A 12,913-nucleotide genomic window follows, 5' to 3' on the forward strand; every position below is an offset into this window, starting at 1 on the left:
AATGCTTCAAAGGTAATGTTACATGTCGGATCGTCAGAGCGGTACAGTCAAGTGGTTCAACGACGCCAAAGGTTTTGGCTTCATCACCCCGGAAAGCGGTGACGACCTGTTCGTGCATTTCCGCGCGATCCAGGGCACGGGCTTCAAGTCCCTGCAGGAAGGCCAGCGCGTCACGTTCGTCGTCACCAAGGGCCAGAAAGGCCTGCAGGCTGAGGAAGTCCAGGTTGCCTGAGTCCAGCCGGACTTGAGCGATCTTTGAAAAGCCCGCTTCGGCGGGCTTTTTTTATGGCTGTCGTACCGCGCCACGCTCACGCGTCGGACTTGGCGCCCGCGTCGTACCGCTGCTGATTGGCGGTCACTTCCTCCATGTGGGTCTCGGCCCAGACCCGCAAGGCATCCAGCGTGGCGGCGAGTGTCTGGCCCAGGGGCGTGATCGCGTACTCGACCGTGACCGGCACGGTTGCGAAGGCCTTGCGGCTGACCAGTCCATCGCGTTCCAGGCTCTTGAGCGTCTGCGAGAGCATCTTCTGGGAAATGCCCTCAACCGCCCGGCGCAACCGGTTGAAGCGGATCGGGCCCTCGATCAGCAGCCCCAGCACCAGCACCGCCCATTTGTCGGCAACGCGATCCAGCACCTTGCGCGTGGGACAGTTGGACGAATACGGGTTGGCGATATTCATGGTGGTTTCCTTGAGGTAACCAGGTAAGGTGCAGGTTCCTTATTTACACCAGTATACGTTCTGGAGCCTAATTACCAAAAGAGACCATCAAGGAAATCAACATGCACGTCGCGCTTATCGGTGCCTCCGGCAATGCCGGATCACGCATTCTTGCCGAGCTGGTCCAGCGCGGACACACGGTCACCGCCATCGTGCGTGACCCGGCCCGGGTGCCGGTGTTGTCCGGCGTCGAGGCAAAGGCGGGGGATGTCGCCGATGCGACGGGTCTCGCGGCGCTTCTGGCCGGTCACGATGCGGTCGTCAGCGCCGTGCCCTTTGCCACCACCGATGCCGCCAGGCTGATCGCAACCGTGCGCGCCGCCGGCGTGCCGCGTTACCTCGTGGTCGGTGGTGCGGGCAGCCTTGAGGTGGCCCTGGGTGACTTCCCGTTGGGCTTGCTGCTGATCGATGCGCCGAATTTCCCCGAGGCCTACAAGCCGGATGCGGCGGCCGGATGCGTTTTCCTCGATCTGCTGCGCGCGGAGGAACAGCTGGACTGGACGTTCCTGTCGCCGTCGGCGATGTTCATCCCCGGCGAGCGGACCGGCACGTTCCGACTCGGCACCGACTTGCTGCTGTCGAACGAGAGCGGCAGCAGCATTTCCTTCGAGGATTTCGCCATTGCCCTCGTGGACGAACTGGAAAAGCCGGCGCATTCGCGCGCCCGCTTCACCATCGGTTATTGAGCACCCGCACGGCTTGCCCACGCGCTCGGGCAAGCCGGTTGAAGCTGGATCAGGCCAACCCGTGACTGCGTAGCAAGGCCTCGGGTTCGGGCTTGCGGCCGCGGAACGCGATGAAGCTTTCCAGCGCCGGACGGCTGGCACCTACCGCCAGGAATTCCTTGCGGAAACGTTCGCCGGTGGCCCGGTCGATCACCTCGCCGCTCTCGCCTGCGCGTTCCTCGAACTCGCCGAACGCGTCGGTGCTCAACAGCTCCGCCCACAGGTAGCTGTAGTAACCGGCCGCGTAACCGCCGGCGAAGATGTGGCTGAAGCCGTGCGGAAAGCGCTGCCACGCCGGCGGATGCAGGACGGCCACTTCCTTGCGCACCTGCTCCAGTACGGCCAGTGGTCGGGCGCCGGCGGCGGGGTCGTATTCCAGGTGCAGCAGGAAGTCGAACAGCGCGAATTCCAGCTGCCGCACCAGGAACAAACCGGCGTGGAAATGGCGGGCGGCCAGCATGCGTTCGAACAATTCGTGCGGCAGCTTTTCGCCGGTCTCGTAGTGCTTCGCGAACAGGTCCAGCGCCTGCCGGTTCCAGCCGAAGTTCTCCATGAACTGGCTGGGCAATTCGACCGCGTCCCACTCCACGCCGTCGATGCCGCCGATCGACGGCAGCGTGATCTCGGTCAGCAGGTGGTGCAGGCCGTGGCCGAATTCATGGAACAGGGTGAGCACGTCGTCGTGGGTGAGCAACGCCGGTTTGTCGCCGGTGGGCGGGGCGAAATTGCAGGTGAGGAAGGCCACTGGCAACTGCATGTGCTCGCCATCGTCGAAGCGGGCGCGGCACACGTCCATCCAGGCGCCGCCGCGCTTGCCGTTGCGCGCGTACAGGTCGACGTAGGCACCGGCGAAAATGCGGCCGGCCGCGTCGCGCACGTCGTAATAGCGCACGTCGGGATGCCACACGTCGACGTCGTCGCGCTGCGCCAGCGTGATGCCGTAGAGCTTGCCGGTAAGCGCGAACAATCCGTCGATGACGGCGGGCAGCGGGAAGTAGGGTTTCAGCTGCTCCTCGTCCAGCGCGTATTGCTGCTGGCGCAGTTTCTCGGAGGCGTAGCCCACGTCCCACGGTTCGAGGTTGTCCAGCTGCAACTCGTCATGGGCGAACGCGCGCAGCGTGGCCAGCTCCTGCTGGGCCACGGGTTTTGCGCGGGTGGCCAGGTCGTGCAGGAATTCCATCACCTCGGTGGGCGAGCCGGCCATCTTGGTCGCCAGCGACTCCTCCGCCGCATTGGCGAAACCCAGCAGCTGCGCCGCTTCGTGGCGCAGCGCCATGATCTTCTCGATGCGCGCGCTGTTGTCGAACTTGCCCGCGTTCGGGCCCTGGTCGGAGGCGCGGGTCTGGTAGGCCCAGTACACCCGCTCGCGCAGTGCGCGGTTGTCGGCGTAGCTCAGGACGGCCTGCACGCTGGGTTGTTTCAGCGTCACCAGATAACCGTCCAGATCCCGGTCCTGCGCGTACTGGCGCAACACCGCGCGGCCGGATTCGGGGATGCCGGCCAGGTCGCGTTCGTCGGTGATCTGTTCGTGCCACGCTTCGCTGGCGTCGAGCACCGCGTTGGAGAATTCGGTGGAAAGCTTGCTCAGTTCCACCCCGATCTCGCGGAAGCGCGACCGCGCCGGCTCCTCCAGCGCAATGCCGGAAAGCCGGAAGTCGCGCAATGAATGTTCCACCAAGGCGCGCTGCGGGCGCGGCAGCGTGGCGAAATCCGGCGCGTCGGCCAACGCCTGCACCGCGGCGAACAACGGGCGGTTCTGGCCCAGCTCCATCGCGTAGTCGGTAAGCTTCTCCTCCGCCGGCCCGTACACCTCGCGCAAGGCTTCGCTGTCGGCCACCGAATGCAGGTGGGAAACCGGCGCCCAAGCGCGCGCCAGGCGCTGTTCCAGCCGTTCCTGGGTCAGCATCACGGTGGCGAAATCGCGCGGCGCGTCGGGTGCGACGAGGGCGTCGATGCCAGCGCGGTAATCGGCCAGGATCGCGTCGATCGCCGGCTCCACGTGTTCGGGTCGAATCTGCGAGAACGCCGGCAAGGTGTCGTCGGCAAGCAGGGGGTTGTCGTGGCTCATGAACGCTCCTTTTCAGGCACCCAGCGTGGCGACCGCGCGGGGCGAAATCAAGCGTGGCGGCGTGACGAAGGCTGCAGCGACGCACGCCGCTAGAATGGACCGATGAATTCCCTGCGCAGCTTCAAGGGCATCGCGCCCGTTCTCGGTGATCGTGTGTACGTCGACCCCGCCGCCAGCGTGATCGGCGACGTGGTGCTGGGCGACGACGTATCGATCTGGCCCGGCGCGGTGCTGCGCGGCGACGTCAACCACATCCGCGTGGGCGCGCGCACCAGCATCCAGGACGGCAGCATCGTGCATGTCGCCCACGCCGGCCCGTACGGCCCCGGCTTTCCCTGTCTGATCGGCGAGGGCGTCACCATCGGTCATGCCGCCGTGGTGCATGCCTGCACCATCGGCGACTACTGCCTGATCGGCATGCACGCCAGCGTGATGGATGGCGCGGTGGTGAAGAAGTACGGCTTCGTGGGCGCCGGCGCGCTGGTGCCGCCGGGCAAGGTGGTGGGTGAGCGCGAGTTGTGGCTGGGCAACCCGGCGCGTTTCGTACGGCTGCTCAGCGATGCGCAGGTCGAGCAGCTGCACTATTCGGCCGACCACTACGTGCGGCTGAAAGACGTCTATCTGTCCGCCGGATAGCGCGAGTGTGATCGTTTCCCGCGGTGGCGGCTTCAGCGTCGGCGGGCGGCCTGGATACGCTCGGCTTCCATCTCATGCTGCTGGGTCAGGATGTTGCGCGCGGCGGAAAGTTTGCCGCCGAGCAGGGCCAGCGTGAAGTTGTCGCGATCGAATTCGCGCAACAGGTCGATCTCGCGGCGGGCCTCTTCCAGTTCGCCGCCGTTGATGGTGCCTTCGATCTCCACCGCGGCGCGCGGAAAGGTTTCGCGCAACGCCTCCTGTGCGGTGAGGTTCGACGGGTCGAGCTGCAGCACGCTGAGATAGAACTCGAACGCATTGCTGCCTTGCGGCGCCACCAGTCGCCCGTCGCGCATCGCATCGCGGGCAAGGTCCAGCAGGATGGTGACCCCGCTGTCGGCATCGCCGGTGGCATTCGCCCCGGTGGCCATGGGTGTGCCGATATCGGCTATCGACGCCGCCACGCTGACGCGGCTGTACCAGACGATGCCGCAGGCCGACACCAGCAGAAGCGCCAGTGGAATGAGTACCAGGGCGTGGCGACGCGACGTGGCCAGAAGGGAACGGAACATGACACCTGCTGCATGGGCGACCGCTCGCAGGGCCGGCGCCTGCGGCGCACCCCGGCGGTGGGCGCCACGGTAGCGACGATGTGTTTCAGTCCTGTGGCGGCCGGTGTTTCAGCCCGCTGACGCCGCTTCCAGTTGCGCCAGCCAGGCCAGCGCGTGGCGGCGATCACTGCCGCACATCGCCGGCTCCGGTCGCAGGCTGGCGCATACGGCGGGGCGGTCGGCGCGGCCGAAAATCGCGCAGCGGTTGTCGGCGGTCAGCTGCACGCAGCGCACGCCGGCGGGTTTGCCATGTGGCATGCCGGGGATGGGCGAGCTGATCGACGGCGCGATGCAGCAGGCGCCGCAACCGCTGCGGCAGGCCAGTGCATCCATCAGCCGAACTGCTGGCGCAACGCGTGGTAGACCGGATCGGTATCCGGTCGCTTGCCATGCCACAGTTCGAATGCGTCGGCGGCGGTTTCCACCAGCATGCCCAGGCCGTCGAACGCATAGCGGGCACCGGCGGTTTTCGCCCAGGCCAGGAAGCTGCCGGCCGCCGCGCCGTAGGACAGGTCGTAGCAAAGTGCCCGCGCGCCGACGAGGGAAAACGGCAGTTGCAGCGAAGTGCCGAGTACGCCGGCGGAGGTGGCGTTGATGATCAGGTCGAAGCTGCCGATGTCGGCCAGATCCTGCCAGTAGCGGGTATGCGCCCGTGCGGGATCGCCGATGGCATCGGCCAGCGCGTCGGCCGGCGCGGGCGAGCGGTTGACGATGGTCAGCGTGGCCACGCCCGCGTCCAGCAGATGCCACGCCACGCCGCGCGCCGCGCCGCCGGCGCCCAGCAGCAGGGCGGTGTGGCCGCGCAGGTCGGTGCTGTGGCGCTCGGTGATGTCGCGCACCATGCCGTCGCCGTCGGTGTTGTGCGCGGCCAGCGTGCCGTCGCCCTGCAGGGTCAGCACGTTGGCGCTGCCCACGCGAATGGCCGACTCGCTACGCTGGTTCGCCAGCGCAAACGCGGCGGCCTTGTGCGGCAGGGTGACGTTGGCGCCGCGGCCGCCATCGAGGAAAAAACGCCGCACCGCCTCGGCAAACGCCTCGGGCGCGGCGTCGATGGCGCGGTACTCCAGCTCGATGCCGAACTGCTGCCCGAAGGCATGATGGATCTGCGGCGACAGGCTGTGGCTGATGGGGTGGCCGAACACGGCGAACTGGGCGGCTGGCATGCGGATTCCCTGATGGTGACTGCAACCATTCTACAAGTTGCCACTTTTGTAGGAGCGCACCCTGTGCGCGATTGCTATTGGCCACGTCACGAAAAGCATCGCGCATAGGGTGCGCTCCTACACTATGGCGAACGCTCCGTCATCTCGGGGCCATGCCACACGCAATTGGTGAAAGCAGACGGGTCGCAATCCATGAGATGGACGCGCTGCAGGCTGCAGCCTCCATCACTGATCGGACCGCGCCATGCGCACTTCACCGTTGCCTTACCCGCATCATCCACGGTTGTTCGTCATCGCGGTTCTTTGGCTCGTCGCCGGCGCCGTTTTGCTGTTGACCACGCTGGTGCCAGCGCACACCGAACTGCTGGGCTGGACGCCGTTGTTCTGGCTGATCGGCGCGCCCATTGTCGCGCTGCTGGGATTGGAGCCGGCGCTGCTGTCGTTGTTGGCGCGCCGGCGCCGACGCGTCACCCACGGCGCCGTGTGGCATTGAAAGTGTGGGATTGAATCGGGCGCCAATCAGCGGCTGCTGCCCTGGCGCTTGTGCTCCATCCGGCGCAGGAATTCGCGCATGATCCGCAGGTAGAGCTCATCGCCCAGGTGCGCGTCTTCCACGCCGGCGTCGATCGAGGGGTTGTCGTTCACCTCGATCACCACCGGCTTGCTGCCGACCTGTTTCAGGTCGACGCCGTAAAGGCCGTTGCCGATCGGATGGGTGGCTTTCAGGGCCAGCTTGACCACCTCCGGCGGCGCGTCGGCCACCGCGATCGTCTCGAAGCCGCCGCTCTTGGCCGTGCCCTTGGCGCCGTGGTTGTAGATCTGCCAGTGGCCGCGTGACATGAAGTATTTGCAGGCATACAACGGCTCGCGGTTGAGCACGCCGATGCGCCAGTCGAACTCGGTGTAGACGTATTCCTGCGCCAGCACCAGCGCGCTGTGCTGGAACAGCCGGCCCGCCGCCTCGGCCAGCGCCTGTTCGTTTTCCACCTTCACCACGCCGCGCGAGAACGAACCGTCGGGAATCTTCAGCACCAGCGGAAAACCCAGCCGCTCCACCACCTCGTGCGTGCCCTTGGCGTCGTCGCGGTAGAGGATTTCCGTACGGGGGACGGCAAGCTTGCGCGACACCATCAGGTCGTTGAGGAAGATCTTGTTGGTGCAGCGGAGGATCGAGGTGGGGTCGTCGATCACCACCATGCCTTCCTTCTCCGCACGGTGGGAGAAGCGGTAGGTGTGGTTGTCCGAGGCGGTGGTTTCGCGGATGAACAGGCCGTCGTATTCGGCCAGCCGCTGGTAGTCGTTCTTGTCGATCGGGTCGACTTCGATGCCCAGCTCGCGGCCGGCGGCGATGAACGATTTCAGCGCGCGCTTGTTCGACGGCGGCATCGCCTCGTTCGGGTCCACCAGCATCGCGATGTCGTAGCGGTACAGCTTGCGCGCCCGCGGCTTGCGCCACAGCTTCCTGGAGAAGCGGTCCAGCTCCTGCGCGAAGGCGTCCTCCTGCGCATCGTCCAGCGTGTGCAGGCCCACCGGCTTGATCGAGCTGACCTGCCACACGCGATCGCGCTCGAACTCGATCCGCAACAGCGGGCAGGGGAACATCTCGAACACCTGCCGCGCCAGATCCTGCAACGCGGGGTACGCGGTCTCGCCGAAGTAGACCAGGATGCCGAAGTCGGTGGTGTCGCGGCCGCCGGCGGGCAGGAAGTGGGTGAGCTTCTGGTTGAGGTCGACGATGTCCAGCCCGTACAGCGAGCGCCGGCGCAGGTCGTTCACCGTGCGCACCGAGGGCATCACCTTGTGCCCGCGCGCCTCGGCCAGCAGCGACACGTAATAGCCCGTGCCCAGGTATTTGTAGCTGCGGCAAAGATTGATGACGTGGGTGCGTTCATCGTCGGCGGCCACCGGCTGGCGCAGGTAATCCATCGCACTCATGACATCGACGGACGGGTAGTACGAGCCCCAGTCGGAGGCTTTTTCCACAACGATGACCAAACGGGCCATGACACCACTCGGGCGATGTTCGACTTTCGGCGGCGAACCCGATGACAGGTGGCCGGCTGGCGCAAAGCGCGCAGTTTGGCACAGCGTTGGCGGGGTACAAGGGTGGGCGCTGAAGGTTTGGTAAATGGGTGGGTGGGGTGTTTTTGGAAGGGGCCGCTCCTGCTTTCCCCTAAACTGCAAATCTCCCCATCACCGCACTCCGAAACGTGCAACCCACACCTCCTCCTCGCATCGTCCGCCACGCTACCTCCGCCGACCTCGACGCCCTGGTCGCCTTGGAGCAGCACACCTTCGACAGCGACCAGCTCAGCCGCGCGCAGTACCGGCGGCATCTGGCCAGCGACTCTGCACTGGTGTTGGTGGTCGATGGTGCCGGCCCATTCCTGGCCGGAGCCGCCGTGGTGTTCTTCCGCAAAGGGAGCGTGGTGGCGCGTCTGTATTCGCTGGCCACGGCCGCCGAGGCGCGCGGCAAGGGTGTGGCCTCGGCGCTGATGGCGGCGACCACGAAGGCCGCCCGCGATCGTGGCTGCCGCGTCCTGCGACTGGAGGTGCGCGCCGACAACGTTGCCGCCATCGACCTCTACGAGCGGCAGGGTTATCGCCGTATCGACCAGCTGCCTGGCTACTACGAAGACGGCGCCGATGGCTGGCGCTACGAGCGGGTGCTGGGAAACCTGGCGGCGGAAACCAGCTGAGCGGGCAAAGCGGTTTTTTGTAGGAGCGACTTCAGTCGCGATGCTCCTTCCTTGGGGCTCCAGAGCAAGAGCATCGCGACTGAAGTCGCTCCCACAGGTTAGAGGCGCATCATCAACGACGAACGTCGAACGTTTCCCCGTCCATCAAGGCCATGACATCGGCCACGCCGACCGGGCAGAAATCACCGGGGATGGAGTGTTTCAGACAGCCGGCGGCGAGGCCGAAGCGGATGGTGGTGGCGCCGTCGAAACCTTCCATCAGGCCATGCAACACGCCGGCGGCGAAGGCGTCGCCGCCGCCGATGCGGTCGACGATGCCATCCAGTTCCCGCACCGGTGCCAGCGCGCGGGTGCCATCACGACCCAGCAGCATCGCGCCCAGCGCATGGTGGCTGGCGTTGTATGCCGTGCGCTGGGTGCAGGCCATGTACTGCAGTTGCGGGAAGGCCGCGAACGCCATGGCCGCCGCCGCGTCCACGCGAGCCTGCGCGTCGCCCTGGCTGAACTCGCCGCCCAGCACCACGCCTATGTCGCGATGGTCGGCAAACACGATGTGTGCGCAGGCGAACAGGTCGCGCAGGATCGCCTGCGCGTCGCCACCCCAGCGCTCCCACAGGCGGGGGCGGAAATTGCCGTCGAACGACACCTTGATACCCATGTCGCCGGCGGCCCGTGCGGCGGCAAGAGTCGCCTGCGCCGCCTGCGGGCCCAGTGCCGGGCTGATACCGGAAAGATGCAGCCATTGCGCACCCCGCAACAACGTCGGCCAGTCGTAGCCGTCGGCCGGCGCCGTGGCAAAAGCCGACTCGGCGCGGTCGTACACCACTTCGCCCGGGCGCAGGCCGGCGCCGGCGGTCATGAAGTAGAGGCCCATGCGCCCGGCGCTGCGTCGTACGAGGCGAGTGTCCACGCCGTGCCGGCGCAGCTCGCCCAGCGCGGCGCTGCCCAGCGCGTTGTCGGCCACCACGCCGGCCATCGCCACGTCGTGACCGAGGCACGCCAGTGCCACGCTCACGTTGGCCTCCGCGCCGCCGACATGCACGTCGAGGGAGGGCGTCTGCAGCAACTGCTGTTGGCCGGGTGCGCCAAGACGCAGCAACAGTTCGCCAAAACAAAGCACACTTGAGCTCATGGAGGTTTCCCGTTCGAACGACGATGGAGAATGTTGGCACAGATGGATGGGTACCGGTGTCATGTGTGTGGTTGCGGTGTTACCGCTACCATTGCTTTGACACATAACATGCTATTTTTGATGGGTTTATTATGGATTTCATCACTCTGCTGCAGTGCAAGATGCGATGCCCGGAGGTAGCTGTTACGTTTCCGTATGACTAGCGGTGTCATTTGCTGTTCACATGTCGCGTGACCAGGTCGCGTGACCAGATAACGGGCAAACCTTCGGGAGGGGAACAACATGCATCTACTCAACAGCCAGAAAAAGACACCGGTTACCGCGCTTGCGCTGGCGATCGGTCTGGCCTTGCAAACGGGCGCCGTCATGGCCCAGGACACCAACACGTCCAGCCAGGACAGCAGCGTGGCGCCGAGCGCCGCCGCTGCCGACAAGGACGTGACCTCGCTCACCTCGGTGACCGTCACCGGCTATCGCGCCAGCGTCCAGAAGGCGCTGGATGTGAAGCGCGGTGAGCTGGGCATGGTCGACGCGATCATGGCCGAGGACGTGGGCAAGTTTCCGGATCTGAACCTGGCCGAGTCGCTGCAGCGCATCCCTGGCGTGGTCATCACCCGCGACGCCGGCGAGGGCCGCAACATCACGGTGCGCGGCCTGGGTCCGGATTTCACCCGTGTACGCATCAACGGCATGGAGGCGCTGACCACCGTCGGCAGCAGCGACCAGAGCGGCGGCACCAACCGCAGCCGCGGTTTCGATTTCAATGTCTTCGCCGCCGACCTGTTCTCGAGCATGATCGTGCACAAGACCGCGTCGGCCGATGTGGAAGAGGGCTCGCTGGGCGCCACGGTGGATCTGAACACCGCGCACCCGTTCGACTATGACGGTTTCACGCTGGCGGCCAATACCGAGGCCAGCTACGGCAGCATGTCCAACAAGACCGACCCCCGCGTGTCCGGCCTGATCGCCAACACCTGGGCCGACGGCACCTTTGGCGCCTTGCTCTCGGTGGCTTACTCCGAGAAGCACACGCTGGAAGAAGGTACCGGCAGCGGTCGCTGGGCGAATGGCCCCAGCAATGGCGGGTTCGATGAGAGCTCGCCGTTCACCGAGGCATTGGGCGAGGACGTCTACACGCCGCGCTTCCCGCGCTACACGCAGATGCTGCATGACCAGAAGCGCCTGGGCGTCACCGGCTCATTGCAGTGGAAGCCCAGCGCCGACACCTTGTTCACCCTGGATGCGATGTATTCCAAGATCGACGCCCAGCGCGACGAGCATTACATCGAAGCCATCTCGTTCAGCCGCAACGTGACCAAGCTGCCGGACGGCACCTCCTTCACCGGCAAGCCCGAGACCATCGTCAAGGACGGCTACGTCGACCCCGCCTCCGGCGGCCTGTTGTACGGCAGCTTCGACAACGTGGACGTGCGTTCGGAAAACCGCCACGACGAATGGTCCACGGTCTTCAAGCAGCTCTCCCTGACCGGCAAGCACAGCTTCTCCGATGATTTCATGATCGACGGCAAGGTCGGCACGTCGTCGTCCAATCACGACAACCCGGTGCAGACCACCGTGATGATGGACAAGCGCAACGTCGACAACTACAGCTACGACTACCGCGGCAACAAGTGGGCGCCGGTGATCGACTACGGCATCAGCCCGACCGACCCGACCGGCTGGAATCTCTCCACCATCCGCATGCGCCAGTCCACCGTGGACAACGACTTCCACACCGGCGAGCTCAACTTCAACTGGCGCCTGTCGGACGGTTTCTCGCTGCGTGGTGGCGTGCTGGCAAAGAACTACAAGTTCGCGTCGACGGAGGCACGCCGCACCGCCAACGAGGCCATCGTGCCCGACTTTGCCGATGGCACCACGGTGGTTCCCACCAACCTGGTCGACCAGGTCAGCCTGAAAGGCGTATCCGGCTCGCCGGGCACCTGGGTGGTGCCGGACTTCGGCGGCATCGCCGACCATTTCAACATCTTCAACGGCCAGGGCACCTTCGCGCTGAGCCCGTACGCGGCCAGCGAGCGCAGCGTTACCGAGAAGGATCGCGGCGGTTGGCTGATGGGTGAATTCAGCTTCAACGTCGGCGCGATCCCGGTGTCGGGCAACCTCGGCGTGCGTTACGTCAAGACCAGCCAGAGCTCGCACGGCATCGCCGTCATCAATGGCGAAAACACCCCGGTCGAGGCCAAGCGCGACTACAACGACACGCTGCCGTCGTTGAACCTGGTGGCCGAGCTGACGCCGGACTTCCTGCTGCGCTTCGGCGCCGCCAAGGTGATGGCGCGCCCGGGCCTGGGCAGCCTCACCCCCGGCGTCACGGTCAGCGTCAGCGGCGGTGCGCGCACGGTCAAGGGTGGCAACCCGAACCTGGACCCGATCCGCGCCAAGACCTACGACTTCGCCGCCGAGTGGTATTTCAACGAAGCGTCGCTGCTCAGCGTTGGCCTGTTCTATAAGGACATCGACAGCTTCGCGCAGAACACCAACGAGCGGCGCGCGTTCAACACCAGCGGCCTGCCTGACAATGTGGCCATCGACCTGGGCGCCAGCCCCGACGACGATTTCTCGTTCTCGGTGCCGATCAACACCCCCGGAGGCGCGCTCAAGGGTGCGGAGGCGAACTACGTGCAGACGTTCACCTTCCTGCCCGGCAAGTTCAGCAACTTCGGTGCGCAGCTGAACTACACGTTCGTCGATTCGAAGATCCAGTACATGACCAGCAAGGGCGACAACTCGCTGAAGACGGATCTGACCGGCCTCTCGCGGCACTCCTGGAGCGCCACCCTGTTCTACCAGGGCGACCGCTTCTCCGGCCGCGTCTCGGCCACCAACCGCGACGATTACCTGATCCAGGTGCCGGGCACCGAGCAGGGCTTCACCGACGATGTGCATGGCCAGAGCGGCAACACCTTCGTGGACGCCTCGCTGCGCTACAAGCTCAACGACAAGATGGAACTGAGCCTGGAAGGCACCAACCTGACCAACGAACCGTCGCAGACCTGGGTCGGCGCCGGCTCGCAGCTGCCGCTGGACTACAGCGAAACGGGTCGCGTGTATCTTGTGGGCTTCCGTTACAAGCTCTGACGCCGTCTGACGTCCCGGTCGCAAGGCCGGGACGTTGTCGCAAGGAGCGACACCTGCGCCCGCC

13 protein-coding genes are annotated in these 12,913 nt (G+C 65.6%); 6 read left to right on the forward strand and 7 right to left on the reverse strand.

The features are described 5' to 3' along the window. Positions 1–22: 22 nt before the first annotated feature. On the forward strand, positions 23–232 hold the full coding sequence (locus tag ACFPK0_RS01350) for a cold-shock protein (protein WP_007809889.1): 210 nt from the start codon (positions 23–25) through the stop codon (positions 230–232). Between the two features lie 76 nt (positions 233–308). On the opposite strand, the gene ACFPK0_RS01355 is transcribed toward ACFPK0_RS01350, so the two are convergent. Beyond that, positions 309–680, reverse strand: a complete 372-nt coding sequence (locus tag ACFPK0_RS01355) for a winged helix-turn-helix transcriptional regulator (RefSeq protein WP_056082912.1) — start codon at positions 678–680, stop codon at positions 309–311. 101 nt (positions 681–781) lie between these two features. Between ACFPK0_RS01355 and ACFPK0_RS01360 the strand changes: the two genes are divergently transcribed. Next, entirely contained in the window at positions 782–1,405 is a 624-nt protein-coding gene (locus ACFPK0_RS01360) for an NAD(P)-dependent oxidoreductase (protein ID WP_377337845.1), read from the forward strand. A 49-nt stretch (positions 1,406–1,454) separates the two neighbouring features. Here the strand turns inward: ACFPK0_RS01360 and ACFPK0_RS01365 are convergent, their stop codons facing one another. Continuing rightward, positions 1,455–3,512 carry a M3 family metallopeptidase gene (locus ACFPK0_RS01365; RefSeq protein ID WP_377337847.1) on the reverse strand — a complete coding sequence of 686 codons (2,058 nt, stop codon included), beginning with the start codon at positions 3,510–3,512 and terminating at the stop codon, positions 1,455–1,457. Positions 3,513–3,614: 102 nt separating this feature from the next. Between ACFPK0_RS01365 and ACFPK0_RS01370 the strand changes: the two genes are divergently transcribed. After that, complete coding sequence (locus ACFPK0_RS01370; protein ID WP_056606659.1) at positions 3,615–4,148, forward strand: gamma carbonic anhydrase family protein; 534 nt, start codon at positions 3,615–3,617, stop codon at positions 4,146–4,148. Between the two features lie 32 nt (positions 4,149–4,180). Here the strand turns inward: ACFPK0_RS01370 and ACFPK0_RS01375 are convergent, their stop codons facing one another. The 3 genes from ACFPK0_RS01375 to aroE form a co-directional block, all read right to left on the reverse strand. Then, the gene (locus ACFPK0_RS01375) at positions 4,181–4,717 is read right to left on the reverse strand and encodes an energy transducer TonB (protein WP_377337849.1); all 537 of its coding nucleotides are present in this window, start codon (positions 4,715–4,717) and stop codon (positions 4,181–4,183) included. A 108-nt stretch (positions 4,718–4,825) separates the two neighbouring features. Continuing rightward, positions 4,826–5,089, reverse strand: a complete 264-nt coding sequence (locus tag ACFPK0_RS01380) for a YkgJ family cysteine cluster protein (protein ID WP_377337851.1) — start codon at positions 5,087–5,089, stop codon at positions 4,826–4,828. Then, complete coding sequence (gene aroE, locus ACFPK0_RS01385; RefSeq protein WP_056082894.1) at positions 5,089–5,919, reverse strand: shikimate dehydrogenase; 831 nt, start codon at positions 5,917–5,919, stop codon at positions 5,089–5,091. Before aroE ends, ACFPK0_RS01380 begins: the two co-directional genes overlap by 1 nt. A gap of 244 nt (positions 5,920–6,163) precedes the next feature. Here aroE and ACFPK0_RS01390 point away from each other — a divergent pair, with 244 nt between their 5' ends. After that, entirely contained in the window at positions 6,164–6,412 is a 249-nt protein-coding gene (locus ACFPK0_RS01390; protein WP_056606647.1) for a hypothetical protein, read from the forward strand. Positions 6,413–6,438: 26 nt separating this feature from the next. Here ACFPK0_RS01390 and ACFPK0_RS01395 read toward each other — a convergent pair whose 3' ends face one another. Further along, a complete protein-coding gene (locus ACFPK0_RS01395; protein ID WP_377337854.1) occupies positions 6,439–7,923 on the reverse strand; it encodes a RimK family protein in 1,485 nt (494 codons plus the stop codon). 206 nt (positions 7,924–8,129) lie between these two features. On the opposite strand from ACFPK0_RS01395, the gene ACFPK0_RS01400 reads away from it, so the two are divergent. Next, entirely contained in the window at positions 8,130–8,618 is a 489-nt protein-coding gene (locus tag ACFPK0_RS01400) for a GNAT family N-acetyltransferase (RefSeq protein ID WP_377337856.1), read from the forward strand. 112 nt (positions 8,619–8,730) lie between these two features. On the opposite strand, the gene ACFPK0_RS01405 is transcribed toward ACFPK0_RS01400, so the two are convergent. Then, complete coding sequence (locus ACFPK0_RS01405; protein WP_377337858.1) at positions 8,731–9,750, reverse strand: sugar kinase; 1,020 nt, start codon at positions 9,748–9,750, stop codon at positions 8,731–8,733. Between the two features lie 282 nt (positions 9,751–10,032). On the opposite strand from ACFPK0_RS01405, the gene ACFPK0_RS01410 reads away from it, so the two are divergent. Next, the gene (locus ACFPK0_RS01410; RefSeq protein ID WP_377337860.1) at positions 10,033–12,849 is read left to right on the forward strand and encodes a TonB-dependent receptor; all 2,817 of its coding nucleotides are present in this window, start codon (positions 10,033–10,035) and stop codon (positions 12,847–12,849) included. Positions 12,850–12,913 lie beyond the last annotated feature (64 nt).

The sequence above is a fragment of the Rhodanobacter ginsenosidimutans genome, from assembly GCF_042655685.1.
Taxonomy (GTDB): Bacteria; Pseudomonadota; Gammaproteobacteria; order Xanthomonadales; family Rhodanobacteraceae; genus Rhodanobacter; species Rhodanobacter ginsenosidimutans.

What these genes read in the sequence shown, in the direction of transcription:
- ACFPK0_RS01370 (WP_056606659.1), top strand. Translation starts at nt 3,615, where the DNA reads ATGAATTCCCTGCGCAGCTTCAAGGGCATCGCGCCCGTTCTCGGTGAT.
- ACFPK0_RS01375 (WP_377337849.1), bottom strand. Translation starts at nt 4,717, where the DNA reads ATGTTCCGTTCCCTTCTGGCCACGTCGCGTCGCCACGCCCTGGTACTC.
- aroE (WP_056082894.1), bottom strand. Translation starts at nt 5,919, where the DNA reads ATGCCAGCCGCCCAGTTCGCCGTGTTCGGCCACCCCATCAGCCACAGC.
- ACFPK0_RS01355 (WP_056082912.1), bottom strand. Translation starts at nt 680, where the DNA reads ATGAATATCGCCAACCCGTATTCGTCCAACTGTCCCACGCGCAAGGTG.
- ACFPK0_RS01390 (WP_056606647.1), top strand. Translation starts at nt 6,164, where the DNA reads ATGCGCACTTCACCGTTGCCTTACCCGCATCATCCACGGTTGTTCGTC.
- ACFPK0_RS01395 (WP_377337854.1), bottom strand. Translation starts at nt 7,923, where the DNA reads ATGGCCCGTTTGGTCATCGTTGTGGAAAAAGCCTCCGACTGGGGCTCG.
- ACFPK0_RS01410 (WP_377337860.1), top strand. Translation starts at nt 10,033, where the DNA reads ATGCATCTACTCAACAGCCAGAAAAAGACACCGGTTACCGCGCTTGCG.
- ACFPK0_RS01350 (WP_007809889.1), top strand. Translation starts at nt 23, where the DNA reads ATGTCGGATCGTCAGAGCGGTACAGTCAAGTGGTTCAACGACGCCAAA.
- ACFPK0_RS01380 (WP_377337851.1), bottom strand. Translation starts at nt 5,089, where the DNA reads ATGGATGCACTGGCCTGCCGCAGCGGTTGCGGCGCCTGCTGCATCGCG.
- ACFPK0_RS01360 (WP_377337845.1), top strand. Translation starts at nt 782, where the DNA reads ATGCACGTCGCGCTTATCGGTGCCTCCGGCAATGCCGGATCACGCATT.
- ACFPK0_RS01365 (WP_377337847.1), bottom strand. Translation starts at nt 3,512, where the DNA reads ATGAGCCACGACAACCCCCTGCTTGCCGACGACACCTTGCCGGCGTTC.
- ACFPK0_RS01405 (WP_377337858.1), bottom strand. Translation starts at nt 9,750, where the DNA reads ATGAGCTCAAGTGTGCTTTGTTTTGGCGAACTGTTGCTGCGTCTTGGC.